The following is a 21,597-nucleotide window of genomic DNA, read 5'->3' as shown; positions in this document are numbered from 1 at the left end:
CATAGAGCTTTCGCTGCCGCGGCTGCCTGTATCTGCATATCGAACTTCCTTTCCCGTTTCACGGTCGAGCAAAGCCGTCAAAAGTCGGTAAATTTTTGTCTCTGTTTCTATTATTCCGGGATCCCGACGATCTCATCCTCTATAAGCGAATCTATTTCGTCCTGTCCGTAGCCGATCTCCTTCAGCACGGCGCAGGTGTCCTCGCCAAGAAGAGGCGAAGCCTTATCCACGTTCCCCGGTGTCTCGCTGAACTTTACCGGTATGCCAAAGCCTTTGAATTTCCCCACATTCGGATCGTCCATCTCTATTATCATATCCCGCGCTAACATCTGTGGATGGGATGCCGCCTGAAGCGGTGTATTTACCGTCATGGCCGGAATGTTATACTCATTGAAACGGTCCAGAAGCCAAGACGATGACTTATCCTTGAAATACTCTTTCATGAGAGCGGTAAAACTCTCATAATTCTCACACCGTCTATCGTTATCGCTATACAATGGGTCTTCCTTGAGCTCCGGCATCTCTACAGCTTCGCAAAAATCCGGCCACATATCTTCATCGGTAATCCCAACCGCAAAAAAGCTGTCTTGACAGTCATATGTATCATAAGGCACGATTTCACGGGATTTTGAATTCCCTGTCCTGCTTACCAACTCCCCTGTAAGGCTATAAGTCAGAACTGCGTCCTCGATGGTCGCAAACATAGTGTCGAGCATAGCCACATCCAATCTTCTCCCCTTGCCTGTGCGCCGCTTGTCATAACATGCCAGCACGATGGCCAGGGCCATGGTAAGACCCGTATAGCTGTCTCCCACCGATGCTCCCGATCGCAGCGGAGGGCCGTCGGGGAATCCCGTCATTTCCATGAACCCGCACATGCACTCGATCACGTTATCGTATGCTGTATTTGTCCTCAGAGGCCCTGTCTGGCCAAACCCTGTAATAGAAGCGTAAATTATCTCCGAATTCACTTTTTTCATCTCATCGTAACCAAGCCCCAGTTTATCCAAGGTCCCGAATTTGAAATTTTCCAGAACTACATCCACTTTCCCGTACAGCTTCCGGATTATTTCCTTTCCTTCAGGCTCGCTCATGTCAACCGCTATGCCTTCCTTGTTCCTGTTATAAACGGCAAAATATCCGCTACCACCATTTTCTGCGTAAGGACTCCAGAACCTGGATTGATCCCCGCCGTCAGGCCTTTCCACTTTAATTACTCTCGCGCCATTGTCCGCCAGGTTCATCGCGCAATACGGACCGCTGTAGGCCTGCGTAAAATCAAGCACCGTTATTCCCTCCAGTGGTCTCATCACGCATCCCTCCCTTCGCAAAGTATCACATGCTCGTCCGCCAGGCGGCTTATCTCCTCATCGCTGCGGCAGATCTCCTTCAGAAGCGGCTCTGTATCCTCTCCCAGCAAAGGCGCCGATCCCGTCGGCTTATCATCTATCCCCGAGATCTTGATCGGTATCCCCGGCATCTTTATCCTTCCCAACGCTTTATCTTCTATCTCTACAACCATATTTCTCGAATTGAGCTGTTCGTTTTCGAAGGCTTCCTTTACCGTGAATCCCGGACCGCTCGGGATATTCCACGGGCGCAGCAGCTCTTCCACTTCCCACTTTGACATATCCCTGAACTTATCGGCGATCTTCTTCCTCAGACCGTCTTCTCCATAATAATGTTCCCCGCGGTTTTCGTTGGTATCATATCGGGGATCATCGATGAGCTCTTCCATCCTCATAGCTTCGCAGAACTTCGCCCACTGACGGTTGGTGGAAACCGCGGTGGATATGTATCCGTCTCTTACTTCAAAGGTATCGTATGGAGCGATGGCTCTCGATCCGTTTCCTTCACGCTCACCTTCCTCTCCCGTCATCACCGCCTCCATGAGCCAGTCTTCGAGGGCGGTGAACATGCAGTCCGCAGTGGAGATATCTATCTTCTGACCTTTGCCGTTCTCATCTCTTGCCATCAGAGCCGTAACTATTGAAAACGCCATGAACACGCCACCGAACTGATCTGCTATCCTGGATCCATGAGCTGTAGGCTTGCCGTCCGGAAAGCCCGTCATCTCCATGAGGCCGCACAGAGCTTCAGAGGTAAGGTCGCTGCCTGCAGTGTTGCTGAGCGGTCCGGTCTTGCCGTAGCCGGTCAGCGACGCATAGATGATCCCGGGCTTTACTTCCTTCATGCTGTCGTAATCCAGACCGTATTTTTCCAACTCTCCCGCCGGGAACGCATCGCAAACTACATCCGCCGTCTTTATCAGCTCCCTGATAATGTCTCTGCCGGCTTCGACCGATTTGTCTACGCATACGCTCCTCTTCCCTCTGTTCATATACGCATGGTACGCACTGCCCGCTTCATTTTTAGGAAAGGCTCCGCGGAGAACGTCTCCGCCATGTTTCGGATCCTCCACCTTAATGACTTCTGCTCCAAAATCAGACAACAGCATCGTTCCATAACTTCCCGTATGGCCTTCTGTAAAATCTATTATCCTGATCCCGTCAAGTATCTTTGCCATAACGACCTCCTGTCTACTGTGGATCGTCTACGACGAATACTACGGTACCCTTTATCGTCAACACCGCCTCGTCGAATACCTCCGAACGATCTGTCTCCTGATTGTACTCCGAGGTCTTATACATCTCAAAACCATAAAGTCTCGATCTCGAACCATCTTTTATGGACCAGCAGATGACCTCTACCGCATCCAGCACATGAGCCGGATGTACGATATCAGCATCTATATGAACAATCAGGCCACCATCTCCGTTATCTCTGATATTGCACAGCTCAGTACAGCAGTCGACACATTTTTCAATCAGCTTACAGCCGGATATCATCTCTCCGGGGTAATGCATATCCTCCGCCCCTATGGAAAATCTGAACTTTAAATCTTTGACACCAAGACCTTTTTCGACTTTACTCAGCATACTTCTTTTTTCGCCTTCTACCTTTGCCATTTCAATGTCTCCTTTCTCTTCTTAATAATTCGCTTCATGTGGCACGTTTAAATTCATCTCCTCAAAAAGCTCCATCATTTACGCACCAGATGTCGTTACACTTTATTATTACGCAACATCCATGCCATCTGAAAGCATTGAAATTTCAACGATATCAAAAGGCGGAGTTTATATTTTTCAACTCCGTCACACCACTATAGGCAGTTCTCACACTGATGAACGTCGATTTTGTGTTGCAATTTACAGGCTTAACCTTAAATTTCCTTTTGTCAACTAAGTTTCTTCAAGGAAACTTAGTTGACCTCCATAACTTAAAAATATATCTATATGTTATACTTCTTTCGCTTTTTCGACATAGTAGACTTATCTATTCCTAACATCCTGGCTGCTTCTGTAGCATTCCCACATTCTCCAAGAGCTGTTTCGATGATATATTTCTCATATTCGTTCATCATTTCAGCAAGAGAAGCCATGCTGTTTTCCTGTTCCAAACCCATAAACATATTACCTTCTCCTGCGCTCAGACATCTGCGAACCTGAAATTCCGAAATTCTGCTTCCTGCTCCGCTGACTACCAGACGCTCTATTATATTCCTCAGCTCTCTGACATTGCCCGGCCAGTCGTATTCCTCCAGCACTCTGATGGCTGCTCCGCTTATTTCCTTCTCTATGCTGTACTGTTCCTTAAATTCCTCCAGGAAACGGTGTGTGAGCTGGGCGATGTCTTCCTTTCTGTTCCGCAGAGGTGGAACCTCTATTGGGATCACGAACAGCCTGTAATACAGATCACTTCGGAAATTCCCCTTTTCCACCTCTTCCTTGAGGTTCTTGTTTGTGGCCACCAGAAGTCTGACATCCACAGGTATTGTCGTCTCCCCACCTATCCTGCGTATTTCTCTGTCCTGAATGACACGCAGCAGCTTGGACTGGAGTGCCATTGGCAAATCGCCAATCTCATCTAAAAACAACGTTCCTCCGTCAGCCAACTCGAACAATCCTATCTTTCCCCTTTGATCAGCCCCTGTAAAAGCGCCTTTTTCATACCCGAAAAACTCGGATTCCAGCAGTGTTTCAGGGATTGCCGCGCAGTTTATCTTGATAAATGGCATGTCTGCTCGTTTGCTGCTCATGTGGATAAGATTCGCCACCACCTCTTTTCCTGTTCCCGACTCTCCCGTGATCATGACGGTAGCATCAAGAGCGCCGATACTCTTTACCCGTTCTTTGAGATATATCATATTACTATTGTTAACTATCATGACATCTCTCTTGCCTCTGTTTTTCCCCAGCGCATCCATCAGCTCATTCTGAAACTTCTTAGCGATATCCTTCTGCTTATCCAGAAGATTCTCCAACATAACTATATCCGTTATATCCCGTTCGACACAGATGATAAGATCTATCTTTCCTTCACATAAAAGAGGCACGCTAACGGCAAGTGAAACGCAACCTTCTCCTTCTTCTTGTATTATGCTTTCCTCCTTACCGCTCTCTATAGCATTAAGTACTGAAGATTCATCCAACACATATCCGATATCGATGAGTTCTTTCATATTTTTCCCCATCAGCTCTCTTCGCGTCAACCCTCCGGTTTTTATCGACTCATCGTTTACCATTACTACATTGCCTTCCCCATCCGTTATCCAAACTCCTACACGCATACAGTTGATGAGTTTCATTATCACATCATAGTTCTTCTGTAAAAATTCGCTGTATTTCATTATAGCCCCCCATATGAGCTGCTCTGCGGGTACTGTCAGGCTGTTCCACCATTATTTCACAGGGAAAACAGTCTGCTCGAAGATATCCGTCTCCAGAGCCTTGAGCGCAGTCTCCAGCATCTTCCTTCTGTATTTCTTCTCATCTTCCGCCGGCAGATCCGGTCTTCCCACAGGATGCGGTATCGAAACTCCCGGCACGACTCTGTTGGCGCCCACCGAAAGGGATATGGGAGTCACCGTACATATGTGAACGATCGGGATCCCTGCCGCGTCTATATGCTTCACTATCGTTGCACCGCAACGCGTACATGTCCCTCAGGTCGATGTGAGGATAGCCCCCGACACCTCTTCCTTCTTCAATTCCTCCGCAATGGCATCGCCGAAGACGGCAGCCTGATCCGTTCCCATGCCGTTCCCTACCGTTACAAAGGTGAAGTCGCACAATTCACCGATCCTGCCCTCTTTTTCGAGATCGACCAGCACATCCACCGGAAGTATCCTGTTTCCGTCCTCGTTCCCGTATACAGGATCGTATCCTCCGTGGACCACCATCCCCTTCGTAACGCCTTTGCCTCCATAGCTCTCATCGTAGTTGTAGCGTTCGAACTTAGTGCAGTTGCAGGCCTCCAGGTGATCTGGATTGCCTTCCGGCACCATCCCTCCGGATGTTATGACGATTATCTTCGCCTTGCTCATATCCTTTATGGCCGGACTCGGCATCACCTTCTCGAATACGGGAAGCGGCAGCTCCGTCTCGTATTTTCTTCCGGCTATCTTATCCAGGAGCATATCGACACATCGCTGCGCCCCGTTCTTCTCCGCGAAAAAGTTCTGTCTTATACCGCGCTGGACATACCCTTCTTCCTCGGGGCCGCCTATCTTCACGCCCGAATTTATCTTCCTGATGAGCAGGCTCATCTTTTTAAGCGCGCCGCGCATATCCCTCGCGGAATTTCCCGTAGGGATCACATAGGCGTATTTCCTGTAAAGCTCCAGTCCTGGGTTTTCCTTGTACATGCCGCTTACGGAAGTCATCCCCAGCTCCTCATACGCAATCCTGCATACTTCTCCGCAGGCCATCCCGTATCTGCCGGCGTTGAATGCCGGCCCGGCCACCAGCAGGTCGGCCTCTTCAGCCTTGAGGAGCTCCACCAGCTGCGGCCCGACAGTCTCCGTATTTTCAACGAAATAATTATCTCCGCATACGATGGTGGCCGTTATCTCCGCATCTCTGCCCAGCAGCGCCTGCAGCGCCGTTCCCGGGCCGAAGGGGCCCTTCCTCACCTCCAGCGGATGGCCTGCCATCTCCTCGCCGCCTATCTGTCCGAAAAACTGATTTATATAATGAACTATCTTCATACCCGTACCTCCTAATATACGTATGAACTCAATCTGTGAGTCCCCTGGCCGATAACGGATCCCATGATGATGGAGAGAGTCACGTGTACGCTTCCATCGTCATGAAGGCTTTCATCCGAACCTCCCGACATATACCTCACCTGCGCTGCATCGCCGATGACGCGGTCCATGGGAGGCAGCGTTATGAACGCGTTGCAGTCGCCCAGATTTATTATTGCATCAGCCTCGGGCGTAGTATCTGTGATAGGCTCCTCGACTCCGTCGGGACCCAGCATCATCACAGTCCGTATTCCCTTATTTTCACATCCCCGGCATATCATCATCAGGTCGGCTTCGGGGTTCCCGCCGCCTTCCTCGGGGATGGCTACGCCGTCCAGCCCCATCAGCTCCGCCAGTCTGACAGCGGCCGCGCAGCACCGCTTCTTATCGGCGAGGCCCGGATAAGTCGGAACTACTATCAGCCCTCTGAAATCAAGCTCCTTCCCATGTCTTTTGTACATCTCTTCGACCAGCGTGTTGTTCTGATGATCGTACGTCGTCAGCTTGTCTCCGGCCACCACGCAGCAGCCGTTCACCAATGCGCCGTCGAACACCTCATTGGGATGCAGCAGCGTCGTATGGAGCCGTTTCGCATCTGTTCCATACAGATAATTATCGTGAAGCAGCCCCTGCGCCATTATCATGTACATGATACCGACCTTGGGCAGATCCTCCGCAGGCCTTTCCAGCTCATATGTCTCCCTGCGATCCGGCTCCTTGTCCAGCGCCGCCTTCGCTATATAATGAGCTGCCTTCAATCCCGCCTCCCGGACCGCCGCTTCGTGCTCGGCCGGCCACAGACCTTCCTTCGCCTCTATGACCAGCACGATATTGTTGAGCTTTGAATATCTGCAATAATCTGCTCCCGGGCCCGACATATCTATTATTCCTTCCTGGAAGCCCACTATCGTCCCGGTGCTGACGACCGAGCAGCCTCTCAGTACCTTCGTCACTCCTTCTCCGCATCCGTCGTACTCCCCTATGATCCCCGGGAAGGACGTCTTGCCGTCCGCCTTTATCCTCGGTTCGATCACATCCTTTACAGGAATTATCCTCACCGAATCACCGGGCTTTGCCAGTTCCACATCCAGCTTTTCAAACGACGGATCCGCAATATAATCCAACAGGCCCTGCCTGTCGATGATCAGCATTCCGTCGACTATATCGTTCCTTTCTCCGAAGGAAATATCGTTGATTTCAATAATATCCAGATCAAGCCGCATTCACATAACCACCCTTCCGTTCATCTGTAATCCTCCGACATCAATACCGCCCGTTTCTTCCCGGCAAGTATCGTCCGTTGCTATAAAGGATATCATCTGCATGGTTATTTTCAATAATCCGCTTGTAGAGACTTCTTACTTTGTTGGTTAAAATCGCCATCACTTCCGCATTTATATCGATCAGGCGCATCCATATCTGAAAAAATAGCAAAGATATAAAAAAGTGGAATTGACGGAATCAAAGATTCCTATTTCCACATGCTTGCTTTCAGCTTTAAATTTTCCGTTGTCACGATCCGAAATACGGACTGTCATCGGGCGGCTATATCCTTCAGCGCGTCGACCACATATCGTATCTCATCAGGCGTATTGAAATATCCGAAGGAAAACCTGACTGTCCCCTCCGGGAACGTCCCCAGCGTCTTATGGGCGTGAGGCGCGCAGTGCAGTCCGCACCTTGTCATTATCCCGTACTCGCTCTCCAGCAGATAAGCGGCCTCGGCATTGTCCATATCGAGAAAAACGAGGGAAACTACCGCACATCTGCCGTCTGCCTCCGGCAGCCCTGCAAGCTTCACGCCTTTCATATTGCATACGTCCTGCAGGAACATGTCCGTTATATACCTCTTCTTTTCCATGATCCCTTCCAGCCCCTCCGCGTCGATGAATCCCAGAGAATGCTTCAGCCCTATTATCCCCGGTATATTGAGCGTCCCCGGCTGGAACTTATCAGGAAGAAATGACGGCATTTCCTCCTTATCCGAAGCGCTTCCTGTTCCGCCTGAAAATACCGGATCCATTTCCCGGGCAATGCGATCCGACAAAACCATGCCGCCTACGCCCTGAGGCCCCATCAGTCCCTTGTGCCCCGGAAAAACGACTGCGTCAAGGCCGTACCGCTTCATATCTATCACCGCGCTGCCAGCAGTCTGAGCCGCATCCGCCGCAAACATTACCCCGTGCTTCCGGCACAGCTTCCCTATCTCCTCCAGCGGTATCAGCGTGCCGCAGACATTGGAGCCGTGAGTTGTGAGAACGAGCTTCGTATTTTCCCGTATGAGTCCTTCCACCGCCTCTGCTTCAAGCTGTCCCTTCACATCGCACGGAGCCTCGCTCCATTCCACGCCCTGTTCCTCCAGCTGTGTCAGCGGCCGGACGACCGCGTTGTGCTCCATTGACGTAGTTATGACATGATCGCCTTTTTTCAACACGCCCTTCAGCACCATGTTCAGTCCCATGGTCGCTCCCGGCGTAAACACCACGCCCTTCGGATCGTCCCATCCAAGCAGCCTGCATATCTGCTCCCTGGCTTCTATGATCTCGGCCTCCAGGCTGTATGCCTTACCGTATCCGCCTCTGCTTATATTGAATCCGTTGAGATCTATATGCCTTCCCACTGCTTCTCCCAATCCGGGAGTCTTTGGGAACGACGTGCTTCCATTATCGCAGTATACCTGTTTCATCCTTCGTCCAGCCTGCCTTTCTCCATTTTAAACTCCGTCTTTCCGGACTTTACGCGATATGATCGCCAAGTCCGGCGCCGCATTAAAACTCAAATTTATATCCGCACTTTTCCAACACGAAGAGCTTGAAGGTCTCCGCCGTAGGCGACATCGTGAACTTCTCGTCATAGACCATATAAAATTCCCGTTCCGCCGTATACTCCTCTATCTCGAAGACATGATATCCTCTGTCCGCATTTTCTCTTTCCGATGCCACTTCAGATATTATAGACACACCCATACCTCCGCGTACCAGCTGCTTTATCGCCTCCATGCTGTTCATCTGGGCCGCCACCTTTATCGACGAAAAGGCGATGCCTTTGTCGGCCATCTCCCGTTCCAGCGTCTCTCTTGTAGCCGAACCGCGTTCCCGCAGTATAAAAGGCTCGGATATCACGTCCCGCAGCTTTATTCTGCCCGAATCCGCATCATCGAATCTGCCTCCCTTCGGTGCGATCAGTACGGCCTTGTCCTTCATGATGAGCCTGTATGTCAGTCCATCGCTGCCCTTATGTCCCGTAAAGCCTATCTCGCCGCTGTGAGCCTTGATACGCTCCGCCACCGTACCGCTGTCGGACTGTTCCAGCCTGAACCTGGCTCTGCCGTATTCCTTCCTGAATTGAGCGATGAGAGGAGGTACTATATATTCTCCAGGTATGCTGGAGCTCTTTATATCCACGATGCCGTTTATATTGAGCGAGAAATTCTGCAGCGAATAAACGGCCTGTTCTCTCATATGGAGCATGTTCAAAGCGTAATTGTAAAACAGGCGTCCCTCCGCTGTCGGGACCGCTTCTTTTTTCGTCCGCACTATGAGCTGTAGCTGCAGCTCCTTTTCGAGAGCATTGATATGGGCGCTTATGGTAGGCTGAGTGATGAACGTAGCTTCCGCCGCCTTCGAAAAGCCCTTATATTTCACCACGTTCACAAAGGCTTCTATCTGCTTAAAGTCCATGATTTCCCTCCTGACCGCAGAGCACCCTGACGTCGCCTACCATCCTGGTGATATTCCTTTCGTCGGCATACTCCAATATCATGACTGCGTACTTCCTCGACGTTCCCGTGGTATCTCTGTACTGAGCCAGCGATATACTCCCCTGCGATATGATGGTGTCTCTGAGAACTGCCAGCGCTCTGTCAAGCGTACCGCTGAAGATGCAGTACTGATGATTGAGCCGCGTCAGCGTTCCCGATGCGCACATGGAATCGATCAGCTTCCTGGCCAGCTTCCTGTCCCTGAACTCCGCCGAGGCTTCATCATCTGTCGGCGGCTCTATCCCGGCCTTTTCGTACAGACCGGAGATGGATTCCGCCATCTTCTGCTGTGCTTCGTCATATGTCACGGTAAATCCTTTGAGCATGATTGTCCCGTTCTTTTCCTCCACGATACCTCTGCGCAGCAGATACCCGGCCATCAGCTCTACCTTCCTGGCGTCATCCGTGCCCAAAAGGCTGCCCAGCTTCTCCCGGAATTCGCCCTTCGGCATTCCTGCACTGATGGGATTATCCGCATGGTACCGGTTCATCATATCTTCGGTCCGTTTCTCCGCATCCTCCAGATAATCCCTGTGCACTGCCAGCGAGTCTCCTATCTTCACCAGCTCACCGCTTTCCGCAAGCTCCTCCGTCATCCTTTCGAACTCCGCCCGGCATCCTCCGGCCTTTTTCATCACATGGGACATATCCTCCAGCCTGAAGCTCGCCTCGAGAAACATCTGCAGCAGCACATCTCTACCTGATCCCTCGTCATACCTGCGGAGAGCGGTCAACGCTCCATCGTCGAACCTCTTCTTCTTTTCTGCCGATGGATCCAGTACCCTTCCCCCGCCGATGGTCTCCATCGGCGAATAGAACCGCAGTATGAATCTGTCGCCTCGCCTCACAGCGATATTCTCTTCGAATCTGAGCTGAGCATAGCAGCTCTCTCCATGGCCTATTGCTTCACCATCCAGGATCACCACCTTGCACAGTGCTTCCATGGATCCACAGTAAAAATGGACGCGGCTCCCGTTCTTAAGAAGCCTGCCGGTATTGTCGAACATGTCTATCCTCACGTCTATCATCCTGGTATTCTCCAGCGAGTCTGCCCTGGCCATCACATTACCTCTGGCGATCTCCTCCCTCTTGATCCCGCCCAGATTTACCGCAGTCCTCTGCCCTGCATCCGCATGCTCCACGTTCTGTCCGTGGACCTGCACATTCCTGACTCTCGCCTTCCTTTCCGACGGATATATCATCACCTCGTCGCCTGCTCGGACGCTTCCTTCCATCATCGTGCCCGTTATCACCGTGCCGAATCCCGATATGGTGAACACCCTGTCTATAGGCATACGCATCAGCTCTCTGTCAGTCCGTCTGTCCTCGCATGTCTCCGCCATATCGAGTATCATCTCCTTCAGCTTGTCTATCCCTTCTCCCGTATACGATGACACTTCAAACACCGGCGCAGCTTCAAGGAATGTCCCCTCCACATTGTCTCTTATATCCTCTCTGACCACCTCGAGCCATTCCTCATCCACCAGATCCTTCTTCGTAACGACGACGATCCCCTTCCTTATGTCAAGCATCTTCAATATTTCGAAGTGCTCCCGCGTCTGTGGCATGAAGCCTTCGTCAGCCGCCACAATGAGCAGGACGATATCTATGCCGCCTATCCCTGCCAGCATGTGGCGTACGAATTTCTCATGTCCCGGCACATCTATTATTCCTATATCCATCTCCCTGTCGTTGGGCATATCGGCAAAGCCCAGCTCGATGGTTATTCCCCGCTGCTTCTCCTCCTTCAGCCTGTCTGTATCTATGTCCGTAAGAGCTTTTATCAGGCAAGTCTTTCCATGATCTATATGACCTGCCGTTCCCACTATCACATTCTTCATTTTGCTTTTCTCCCTGCATCATCTTCAGCAGCGCCGTCTATCGCTTTTACAGCGTCCGATATCAGAGGCAGCTCCTCCTCGGCGACTGTCCTCATATCGAAATATACATCTCCCTTTATTATCCTTGCGATAACGGGAATGCTGCCCTTTCTCAACATCCTCTCCACCTTTTCGGCAGGAATATCGCCGACCAGCCTTACCGCGGCTCCCTTCAGCTCAGCGGACGGGGCGCTGCCGCCTCCGACGCGTCCCGTTACCGGCACTACCTCCGCGGAAAAATGACGCAGCTTTCCCAGCTCTTTTACGAGGAGCGCTCCTCTTTTCTCGATGCTCTCCCGGCTTTCCGTCAGCATCCTCAGCACCGGTATGTTTTTCATTGCTCCGTCCCGGTCCAGATACTCCCTGAATGTGGCTTCCAGCGCCGCCAGCGTTATCTTGTCCACTCTGAATGCCCTCGCCAGCGGGAACGTCTTCATCTTCTTTATCAGCTCTTCCTTTCCCGCTATTATTCCGGCCTGTGGTCCTCCCAGCAGCTTATCTCCGCTGAAAAGTATCATATCCGCCCCCTGCTTGAGTCCATTCATCACCGTAGGCTCGTCTATCCCATACTCGCTCAGATCCATCAGTAGGCCGTTGCCCATATCGTATATGACCGGAAGCCCCATTTCTTTTCCCAGCCGGGACAGCTTTTCCAGATCCGCCTCCTCGGTGAATCCCACGATACGGTAATTGCTCGTATGGACTTTCATTATGGCCGCCGTCTCTTCATTTACTGCCGTCTTGTAATCCGACACGTTGGTCCTGTTGGTAGTCCCCACCTCTCTGAGATGAGCGCCGCTCATCTCCATTATCTCCGGGATCCTGAAGGATCCTCCTATTTCCACCAACTCACCGCGCGAGACGATCACTTCCTTACCCTGCGCCAGCGCCGCCAGACACATCATCGTGGCCGCCGCATTGTTGTTCACGACCATAGCGGCTTCCGCTCCTGTTATCCTGCATATGAGCTCTTCGACATGGCTGTGTCTCGAGCCTCTGCTTCCCTTTTTAAGATTGTATTCCAGATTGGAATAGCCTGCCGCGATTTCCATCATATTGCGGCGCGCCGATTCCGGCAGCACTGCTCTTCCGAGATTTGTGTGCAGTGCCACACCGGTGGCATTCACCACTTTTATGAGATTGTACCTTTTTTCGTTCTCTATCTTTTCAATGATCCTATCAAAAAAAATCATGTCATCAAAAAAAATCTCCTGATCACATGATTTAAGTATGCGTTTTCGTTCTTCCGATATGGCTTCCCTGACGGCTTCCACTATCAGCTCTCTGGGAGTATCGTCAAAAAAATCCTCCAAACGCTGATCTCGCAGCGTTTCATCAACATTGGGGAGCTTCGACAAAAGCGCTTGTTTTCTGTTCATTTTTTCCTCCTGTACGAAAAATGTTGGCGGGAGTATGTGGGAATCGAACCCACCTGAGAAGCTCTTAACTCCTCAAACCGGTTTTGAAGACCGGAGGGCACACCAGCACCCATCTACCCCCATGTCTCGTATCCTCTGATAAAGAAGGGCAGGAATCCTGTTAGCATTCAATGCTTCGTGAGATCTTCTTTCATTCTGTCTATGACTATTCGTGGAAATTCATTATGGATAAAGCAAAATTTCAGAATACCTGCCCGATGCTTTTACATTTACTGTTCAGCTGTATCAAATATACTGCCTGTCCGCCAATATTTTCAGCGCCTTATCCTTGTTGGCCTGGCTTATCCTTATTATCGGACCTGTGCAGCCCATGCCGCTCTCGGCATAGATGTCCTCCTTCCACAGAGCCTCCACCGCGTCATCCAGATCCATTACCTCTATGCCAGGTATCTGCTCCGTTACCACCTCGGCAGGCGGTATCTTCACCTCTTCACTACTGTCATCGCGCGCGGCCTTCGGCTGTGAAAGCTCTTTCAGGATATCATCTAGGCCTGCTTTTTTCGCAGCTTTAAACTCTCTTTTCGCAATACCGGTCATCCCGTTTGCTATGAGGTTGGAGGCGTACTCCACTGCCCCTGCTATGAGCGGCGCTCCTGATGCTCTCGATATGATGAGTATGACCTTGTCAAAGCCCTCGCCTATTCCCGGGCCGTATCCCCATCCGAGATACTCGTATCCACCTCCCGATGTGAAGGATGAGAAAATCTTTATCATGAGATTTCCCGTCAGCGAATCCATGACCATCACATCAGCGCTTCCCTGCAGCAGATCGTTTCCTCTCATCACGATGCCTCCGTCAGCTCTGGCGGAGCTGGCGAATTCTATATCGTAGCCTCCATCCTTCAGCTTCAAAAGGGCTTTTTCACACTGTCTCGCTCCGTCGATGTTGGCGATACCCACTGTCGGTCGTTCCAGACCGTCGGCTTTAGCCGCTATGATCCCATATACGGCGTTTTTGACCATCGCGCTGATTCTGTCAGTATCGGATGTACCTGTAGTCGTCGCGATGTACATGGTCCTGCCCTTTGCCGGCGTGACGATCTTTCCCACCGTGGACACTCCTATAGGAAACGGATAATGCATCGTTACAGCACCGTCTATCTCACCGGTGCGGAGCATTTCCTCCATCTGATCATGGGTATTTTCTCCCTTTATCAAAAGAGGTTTCAGCCCCTTTGCCTCCGCCAGCGCTGCGGCCTGCATGAAGGTTTCCTCACCGTGCTCGCTTCCGTCGGCAGCTATCCCTATTACATATTTTTTGCCGAAATCTTCCGATTCGATACCTTCCGCTATATCGAGGAAGGCCTTCCCTATCATCTTCTTTATGTTCTGCTCCGACATCTTAGCTCCTTCCTACTTCTCCAGTAGATCTTCCGCGAAGGACCTCATCGCGTCGGCGATCAGCTCCTTTATACGCTCCTCATCGACTCCCGACGTGTCCCCGCTTCCGCTGCCGTCGTTAGCCTCTACGATGAAGCTCACTCCGTCGAAGAGATTAGTCATTCTTCCTAGGAACAGACTTCCCTTTCCGATTATCATCGCCCGTCTGATCTTTCCTTCCAGCATGTCCTCTCTTGCAAAGCCGAGATAAGGCACGCCCGACGGTATATGACCCTGGGTAGGCGCCCATCCTGTCATTCCGTGCTTTTTAACGAATTCAGGTATATCCTTTCTCTCTATATCTCCCCGCTTCACGCCGAGAGCCGCGATCATCTTATAGTTGGCCTCCGGCACATCTCCCGCTCCTGCAGGCTTCGTTATATCCGGATTCTGCATCTCCGGCGAGAACTTGTCCACATCGGTCAGCTTGAGCCCTGCCGCATCGATCGGATCCGTTACCAGAGACCCGATCACAGCCTGAGGCGATGATCCCGTGCCTACAGTATGTCTTCCGGTGATATCCGTCCTGATCATCGGGCTCACTCCGTCGTCGGCGGTGATGAGCACAGCGAATCCTGCTATGGCGTCCTCCAGTATCGGCATTTCCTTCTTCACATGATCCTTCCCGTTCATACCGAGCTTTGCAGTGCAGCCGCCTGCTGTCACCGCGACTGTCTTAAAGGTCCCGGCTTTTACCAGAGATGCCGCATTCAAAAGAGCATGGGAAGGTCCTGCACAGAAGCCTCTGACATCAGAACCCGTAGCGTTGGTCAGCCCGGCTACCTCCGCAGCGGCCTTGGCGAAGTTTCCGCCGCCCCGCTGGTTCATATCTCCGCACGCTTCCTCACAGCAGTCTATCACGTACTCGATCTCCGACGGATCTATTCCCGTATTTTTCACGAGATGCATCAATGACAACACGCTGGATGCCTTCGTCACCAGGTTCTCCAGCATCACATGGGCCGACAGATTCACATCTATATCGTGCGCCCTCTTGACCGCTCCCACGAGCTTGCCGCCGTTGTAGAGAGGCTCTGCATGCTCCTCTTCGACCAGCGCAGCCAGCTCCTCTTCCGTCGTATCCGCATTTTTATTTAAAATCGCTGCTCTCTGCGCTCCGATGAGCTCATGAGCCGCGAGCTTTTTTTCAACCTCTTCAGCGAATGTCTTTTCCAGCTTCACCAGATCGAAAACGTCGCAGATCTGTATCAGTCCGAAAAATTCATCCTGGGGCATGATCTCCCCGTATTTTCCTTCTCTTGTTCCGCCGCATTTCTTGTCGTACCACGGAAATTCCGTTTCCGACAGCTCTTCCGGCCTCCTGTTGCCTATGTACACCTGATTCGGCAGATATTCCACTATATCCTCATAGCTTCTCAAATGTGATGGCACTGCCTTCAGATACTCCGACTCGGGATTTACCGTCCTCTCCGTCGTCTGTGTCGTGCCGTTGTACAAAACCATATCAGGTGTCGCTGCCAGTGTATAACTGGTACCCTTAAGTACCGCATATCCGCCCATTTGTTTCCCTCCGTTTTTTATTGAGGAGCGGGCCCTCCGCAAGGGCCGCTCCCTGCGAATCACAGTCCTATAACTGTTCTCTTATCGCATTCATCTCACTTATGATGTCATCCACATCAAGTACCATTTCCATCATGCTTATCTGCTCTTCGTAGACAGCTTCGTCCACTTCGGCTTTGATCTCAGGTTCACAGATGTGATATACCGCGAGTCCCAACGAGACTCCTGCCAACGGACCTGCATACGTAGGATCTCCGAGAGTTACCGTTTCTGCGGCCAGTCCTGCTGCCTCTCCCTCTGCTGCTCCCAGCAGCACTACGAGATCGTCCTTACCGTACTGGTCATAGAATTCCTTTACTCTCTTCTGATTCTCCAGATCCATGGCTCCCGCCGCAGTTCAGACAAAGCATTCAGTCGATGAAAAAACAACTTCTGCTCCCGCGCTCTTGGCGCATTCCGCTATTGCCGGTCCTGGGATGCCGTCTCGGTCTCCGATGATGACTACTTTCTTGTCTTTCAACAATGCCATTAATGCTCCCTCCTTTCCATTGATGCGTCATGCGAAGCATGACATTGGGCCGCCGGCTTTCACCGGACAGCTCACTTCGCAATAGTCTCTATATACATTGGATCATGTATATCCGTCTTCATGATGCTACAGATGCCGCTTTATCATATCCTCCACGGCTTCCGGCGTAGCGTCGTCCTTTACCAGTTCCTCTACCTTTTCTCCGTTCTTGTATATGGCTATCACAGGCAGCCCCATTATTTTCTGGCTTATGGCAAGCCTTCTGGCCGATGTGGTGTTGAGCTTACAGAACTTTATCTTGTCGCCGTACTTTTCAGCCAGATCCTCCACATGAGGCATCAGCGCCTGGCAAGGTACGCATCCGTCTCCGAAAAAGTCTACCAGCACTGTTCCTTCAGCCTGCAGCACTTCAGGTTCAAATGTCTTCTTATCACAGATAATCATGTTGTTCCTCCTTTACCGTTTATCCGATAGCGTTGACGTTATTCGCTATCCTCTATGTATTTTCCGGCCTGCACAGCGGCTATGGCGCCGTCAGCCGCAGCCGTCACCACCTGTCTCAGGCTCTTCACCCTTATATCTCCTGCAGCGAATACACCGTCTACATTGGTCTTCATATCCGCATCTGTCACGATATATCCGCCGTCCAGGTCTATCTGCCCTTCGAAGAGCTCAGACTTAGGCAGATATCCTATGAATCCGAACAAGCCGAACATTCCGTCTTCCTCGTCTGCCGTTATGGTCGTTCGCTCTCCGTTCTTCTTGTTTCTGACTACCATGCTGGAAAGAAGGCCGTCTCCGTCCACGCTTTCGACTACCGTATCCCACATGAAATGGATCTTATCGTTGGCGAACGCCTTCTCCTGGATCGACTTGGCAGCTCTCAGCTCATCTCTTCTGTGTATTATCGTTACCTTTCTCGCGAACTTGGTGAGATAAAGCGCCTCTTCCACCGCCGAATCTCCTCCGCCTACCACGTAAACTTCGAAATCCTCAAAGAATGCCGCATCGCATGTGGCGCAGAACGATATGCCCTTTCCAACGAATTTTCCCTCGTTATCGCAGCCTATAGGTCTCGGGAACGCTCCTGTTGCGATAATGACGGTCTTTCCTTCGTACACGCCCTTGCTTCCCGTCAGCGTCTTGATCTTCCCTTCGAGCGATACTTCCTTTATCACGTCGCTGGCCCTCTCGGCTCCGAATTTTGCAGCCTGCTCGGCCATTCTCGCTGCGAGGCTGGCGCCGGACTCGCCTTCTATAGTCTGTCCCGGATAATTTTCTATCTCATCCGTTATAGCTATCTGGCCGCCGTCCTGGCCCTTTTCTATTATCAGGGTGGACAGTCTCGCTCTTCCCGCGTAAATACCGGCAGCCAGCCCGGCAGGGCCTCCTCCCAGCACGATCACGTCGTATACCTTGCTCATGTCTCTTTCCTTTCTCCTCATGTCTTCAATATAGCTTCAGCGCCGTCTCCGTATAAGAACGGTCCAGCACCTGAAAGTCCTTGTTCAGCCGATCGTCGTTGTTCTCGTACTTTTCCCGTCTTCCCATGTCAAGTACGGAATAATCCGCGATCCGTTCCCAGTCTGCCGCGGAAGCCTCGCTTCCCTCTTCCAGTATCAGAGTCAGATACGGAAACGGCCGAGCGCGCCTTCCGCCCATGGGATCAGCGGCCAGATGACTGTTCTTTTTGAGGAAAACCTCCTCGCACCTGGAAATGACCTGCTGTACTCCGCCGTCTATGAAGTGGAGCTCGTATCCGGTCTTGCTTTCGATAAGCTCCTTTACCATCGGATTGTTCGTCAATATGATGTAGCTCATCTTTCCTTTCTCACCGCCTCCTGACCCGGCGCATTCTCTTCCTGCGCGTTACGTTTTATTATTATGCAAATACGATGCCATTTTGCGGACAAACCCCTGATGATTTTATCCTTTGATTTATTTCCCAGGCGAATCGTCACCAGCGGGGAGAACAAAGTCAAACATGATTTCCGCAGAAGCGTTGATTTTTTCCGCGATGCAGGTGACGGTCGAAAAAATCACGGGTAAAGCGTCTGCCCTGCGGGAAGTAAATTCCTTCTTTTTCCGACGCAAAGCGAGTTGATTTTTCACCTCGCCGCAGCTCTTTTTCGCCTTTTTTCCGCCTTATTTTTTTGCGCTTTCGCAACAGATGCGGTTTTGCACCACGCGGCCGCATCCCATGTCTGATGCCGCTTCCACGCGTTCTACATCGCTTATTTCCTCATCTACGGCCTACAGTTTATGATAAAAAAATATACGTCTCAATCACTTCATTGTTTTTTGCTTTAACACATCAGCTTTGTTTGCCACGACTCTTGTGGCCGTCCTCATCTTTCAAGCAAATAAATCTGATCCCGCCTTTGTTCTTCCTTCGTTCGCCGTCTCCTCTTACCAGCTCTCCATTGATCCGCATTTCCGCTCCCGTATCCGGATCTTTCATGCGGATAACACTGCTCCGACAACGGACAGCGGGGACGGCAATGCTGCCGTCCCCGCTGTCCGTTGTTAATAAGTCAGTCACCTTTACAGTAAGTCTTTATTTCTTCTATGCTCAGTCCTTCAAGTCCCAGATCCTCCAGCGATACGCCTTCCTTCCACCAGTCTGTCTCGTGGAAGACCGAATAGATATTGACGATGGAATCGATCACAGGAGTATCCACACCCACGGCCTTTCCTACGGCTGACCAAGGCACGAGACCACACGGAGCGTCCTCCGTAAGGTACCTGCTGAAAATATCATTAGGCCCCTGGATCGGCGTGAGTCCTATATCTCCATGGGCAGCTCTGTACAGATCCTGCCACTCCCAGTCTTCTCCCCGTTCCTCTATATGCTTTATATTAGGGAAGATATGGAACGGATTTATATCGTATCCCAGAGCCTTTGCTACAGCCCTGCGCTCATTGTCGATAGCCACATCCACCTTGACCGCGGAAGGAGTGAATCCGTGCTCGTACAGGTAGAAATCATTGTTCTTATACTCTATCGGGCCGGCGTTGAGGATACACGGTCCGCTGTGGAGCGCAGGATTTATGAGCGCCAGTCCGCATTCCAGCACATCGCTGTACGTGCCTCCTATGTCGAACATCTTCTCGATCTCGGGCATTAGTTTTTCTTCCGCCGATACCGGTAGGAAGCCCAGCTCTATCTTATCGAGCTCCAGGATATTCACCTTGCCCTGCTCCACCATCCTGGCGTCATACATGAGATTATTGGCATCCACCAGCGTCGGACACGGGTCATCCCCTATTATCTTCTTTATCTTGAGAGAGGCGAACGCTCCCGGTATCGTCACGATGACCTGATCTGCATCCACCCTTCCCTTGAGCAGCTTCGCATACCCCTTATGGGCGAAGGCCGGCGTCAGTATCACGATATATTTCACTCCGTCTATGGCTTCATTTATATCGTCCGTTACCTTGTTGAGCTCAAAAGTACCCGCTATCGCTCCTATGGACGTCACCTGTTTCGTCTCAAACACCTTCTCCATGTTTTTTCTGAACTCGGGCATCTCATACATGTTCACCTTATACCCTCTGTTGGTCAAATCTGCTGCCAGAGCATGCGCTCCGTTTCCTCCGCCCAATACCGCAACTGTATTCTTGTCCATATCCGCACCTCCTGCTGGATTACTGTAATAACGATGCTGATCATTCCTTGTGATCCGGAAGCGGTTCGCCCGTTTTCCACGCTTTTACCATCTTTATCTCTCTCCATATTATGAACAGGAACTGTATGAATCCCACATAACCGATAAGAGGATATATGTAATTGATCAGCTGTTCGAACGGCAGCTGTCCTCCGAAGAACCCGAGGATGGCTATTATGATGCATACGATAGCGAACTTCAGAGTCTTCTCCTTCGATACGCGCGATGCTACCGACCACATGAGCGGCACAGCCGTCGTATAAATAGCCATTACGATTACCACCGCATAGATCACGTGGAGAATAGGGGAAACGGATTTAGCCATTTCGAGAGCCGGTATCGAGAATTCTCCGACCACATCCAGCTCCGATCCTTCTGCCAGTACCAAAAACAGCAGTCCGATGGTAAACAGGATATTCCCGAATACAGCACCCATGATAACTTCCACCTTATTCTTGGATTTTGCACCCATGGCCGACATGAACGGCATTCCCATAACGATGTTCCACAGCGCGTAAAGGACTCCCGACATGAACCAGCTGTCAGCAGCCAGAAGCACATCATGAGTATTGATGTAAGTTTCCCATGTTTCTAAATCAAATCCGAACTTTATCAAAACGGCAATGGCCATGATCGTGGTCACGATTATGATGAGAGGCCCCATAAATCCGATGGTATCTATTACCCGTGCAAGGCCCAGCAATACTGTTCCCGTGACGATAACGGCGAATACCAGGCAGCCTACCCAGGCAGGCGCTCCAAAGAGCTGATTCAGTGTAGCTCCGAACCCGGCTATCATTATAACGAGAGACAGGAACATAAAAATAGGTATAAACCACGACAGCAATGTTCCAATATACTTGCCACACAGATTTCGATAACAATTAAGCCCCTGTTCATCCTTTGTTTCTTTTCCAAGGCTCATAATCGCCCCGGCAGTCCATGCCCCAAGAACACAGTTTACCACCATTACGCCTATTCCCTTTGCAAGTCCATAATTGGTAAAATACTGCATAACTTCTTGTCCTGTTGCGAATCCCGCACCTATGAGAAATGCGCAGAATGCGCCTGACAGCTTAATCACCATACTTATGCGCACTTCATTTTTTCCAATCTTTAACATAGCACTTTCCTTTCTAAAATAGTAAAATTGTATACGATAACTGCTTGTTAATAAATAATTGCAATATATGTGCCAATATTCCTTTTAACGCACTTTTCCCCTTCGATTCTCTGCAAACGCGAAAAATCAATGTTTTTCGACTCCGAAAGCCGCTGAAAATCTCCCGTGGATCTTCGTAAGCGTTTTGCGTATTTGCAATATTTGCAAAT

19 protein-coding genes and 1 tRNA gene are annotated in these 21,597 nt (G+C 50.8%); all 20 read right to left on the bottom strand.

Features of this window, described 5'->3' with window-relative positions; all coding sequences use genetic code 11:
* Positions 1-110: 110 nt before the first annotated feature.
* Entirely contained in the window at positions 111-1,310 is a 1,200-nt protein-coding gene (locus ACQY69_RS12040; protein ID WP_428260760.1) for a CaiB/BaiF CoA transferase family protein, read from the bottom strand.
* Complete coding sequence (locus tag ACQY69_RS12035) at positions 1,310-2,527, bottom strand: CaiB/BaiF CoA transferase family protein (protein WP_428260759.1); 1,218 nt, start codon at positions 2,525-2,527, stop codon at positions 1,310-1,312. Before ACQY69_RS12035 ends, ACQY69_RS12040 begins: the two co-directional genes overlap by 1 nt.
* Before the next feature lie 13 nt (positions 2,528-2,540).
* Entirely contained in the window at positions 2,541-2,969 is a 429-nt protein-coding gene (locus tag ACQY69_RS12030) for a hypothetical protein (RefSeq protein ID WP_428260758.1), read from the bottom strand.
* 323 nt (positions 2,970-3,292) lie between these two features.
* Complete coding sequence (locus ACQY69_RS12025) at positions 3,293-4,690, bottom strand: sigma-54 interaction domain-containing protein (RefSeq protein WP_428260757.1); 1,398 nt, start codon at positions 4,688-4,690, stop codon at positions 3,293-3,295.
* A gap of 51 nt (positions 4,691-4,741) precedes the next feature.
* The gene (locus ACQY69_RS12020) at positions 4,742-6,049 is read right to left on the bottom strand and encodes a glycine/betaine/sarcosine/D-proline family reductase selenoprotein B (RefSeq protein ID WP_428260756.1); all 1,308 of its coding nucleotides are present in this window, start codon (positions 6,047-6,049) and stop codon (positions 4,742-4,744) included.
* Between the two features lie 11 nt (positions 6,050-6,060).
* Positions 6,061-7,311 carry a glycine/sarcosine/betaine reductase component B subunit gene (locus tag ACQY69_RS12015; RefSeq protein ID WP_428260755.1) on the bottom strand — a complete coding sequence of 417 codons (1,251 nt, stop codon included), beginning with the start codon at positions 7,309-7,311 and terminating at the stop codon, positions 6,061-6,063.
* Between the two features lie 311 nt (positions 7,312-7,622).
* Positions 7,623-8,774, bottom strand: a complete 1,152-nt coding sequence (locus tag ACQY69_RS12010; protein ID WP_428260754.1) for an aminotransferase class V-fold PLP-dependent enzyme — start codon at positions 8,772-8,774, stop codon at positions 7,623-7,625.
* A gap of 82 nt (positions 8,775-8,856) precedes the next feature.
* Positions 8,857-9,768, bottom strand: a complete 912-nt coding sequence (locus tag ACQY69_RS12005; protein WP_428260753.1) for a selenium metabolism-associated LysR family transcriptional regulator — start codon at positions 9,766-9,768, stop codon at positions 8,857-8,859.
* The gene (selB, locus tag ACQY69_RS12000; protein ID WP_428260752.1) at positions 9,758-11,689 is read right to left on the bottom strand and encodes a selenocysteine-specific translation elongation factor; all 1,932 of its coding nucleotides are present in this window, start codon (positions 11,687-11,689) and stop codon (positions 9,758-9,760) included. The genes ACQY69_RS12005 and selB overlap by 11 nt, the downstream gene beginning before the upstream one ends.
* Complete coding sequence (gene selA, locus ACQY69_RS11995; RefSeq protein ID WP_428260751.1) at positions 11,686-13,107, bottom strand: L-seryl-tRNA(Sec) selenium transferase; 1,422 nt, start codon at positions 13,105-13,107, stop codon at positions 11,686-11,688. The genes selB and selA overlap by 4 nt, the downstream gene beginning before the upstream one ends.
* 24 nt (positions 13,108-13,131) lie before the next feature.
* A tRNA-Sec gene (locus ACQY69_RS11990) sits at positions 13,132-13,228 on the bottom strand.
* Positions 13,229-13,392: 164 nt separating this feature from the next.
* Complete coding sequence (gene grdD, locus ACQY69_RS11985; RefSeq protein ID WP_428260750.1) at positions 13,393-14,508, bottom strand: glycine/sarcosine/betaine reductase complex component C subunit alpha; 1,116 nt, start codon at positions 14,506-14,508, stop codon at positions 13,393-13,395.
* A gap of 12 nt (positions 14,509-14,520) precedes the next feature.
* Positions 14,521-16,068, bottom strand: a complete 1,548-nt coding sequence (gene grdC / locus ACQY69_RS11980; RefSeq protein WP_428260749.1) for a glycine/sarcosine/betaine reductase complex component C subunit beta — start codon at positions 16,066-16,068, stop codon at positions 14,521-14,523.
* A gap of 67 nt (positions 16,069-16,135) precedes the next feature.
* Complete coding sequence (grdA, locus tag ACQY69_RS11975; protein ID WP_428260748.1) at positions 16,136-16,597, bottom strand: glycine/sarcosine/betaine reductase complex selenoprotein A; 462 nt, start codon at positions 16,595-16,597, stop codon at positions 16,136-16,138.
* Between the two features lie 126 nt (positions 16,598-16,723).
* The gene (trxA, locus tag ACQY69_RS11970) at positions 16,724-17,041 is read right to left on the bottom strand and encodes a thioredoxin TrxA (RefSeq protein ID WP_428260747.1); all 318 of its coding nucleotides are present in this window, start codon (positions 17,039-17,041) and stop codon (positions 16,724-16,726) included.
* A gap of 38 nt (positions 17,042-17,079) precedes the next feature.
* The gene (gene trxB / locus ACQY69_RS11965; RefSeq protein WP_428260746.1) at positions 17,080-18,021 is read right to left on the bottom strand and encodes a thioredoxin-disulfide reductase; all 942 of its coding nucleotides are present in this window, start codon (positions 18,019-18,021) and stop codon (positions 17,080-17,082) included.
* A 25-nt stretch (positions 18,022-18,046) separates the two neighbouring features.
* Positions 18,047-18,418, bottom strand: coding sequence for a hypothetical protein (locus ACQY69_RS11960; RefSeq protein ID WP_428260745.1), 372 nt, complete (start codon positions 18,416-18,418; stop codon positions 18,047-18,049).
* Positions 18,419-18,911: 493 nt separating this feature from the next.
* Positions 18,912-19,058: a hypothetical protein gene (locus tag ACQY69_RS11955; protein ID WP_428260744.1), complete on the bottom strand. Its 147-nt coding sequence runs from the start codon at positions 19,056-19,058 to the stop codon at positions 18,912-18,914.
* Between the two features lie 73 nt (positions 19,059-19,131).
* Positions 19,132-20,226: an NAD/NADP octopine/nopaline dehydrogenase family protein gene (locus ACQY69_RS11950; protein WP_428260743.1), complete on the bottom strand. Its 1,095-nt coding sequence runs from the start codon at positions 20,224-20,226 to the stop codon at positions 19,132-19,134.
* 40 nt (positions 20,227-20,266) lie between these two features.
* On the bottom strand, positions 20,267-21,388 hold the full coding sequence (locus tag ACQY69_RS11945) for a YkvI family membrane protein (RefSeq protein ID WP_428260742.1): 1,122 nt from the start codon (positions 21,386-21,388) through the stop codon (positions 20,267-20,269).
* Positions 21,389-21,597 lie beyond the last annotated feature (209 nt).

The organism is Gallibacter sp. Marseille-QA0791 (assembly GCF_965119705.1).
GTDB classification, from domain to species: Bacteria; Bacillota; Clostridia; order Peptostreptococcales; family Anaerovoracaceae; genus Lentihominibacter; species Lentihominibacter excrementipullorum.
This window is presented reverse-complemented; position numbering and strand designations above follow the sequence as displayed.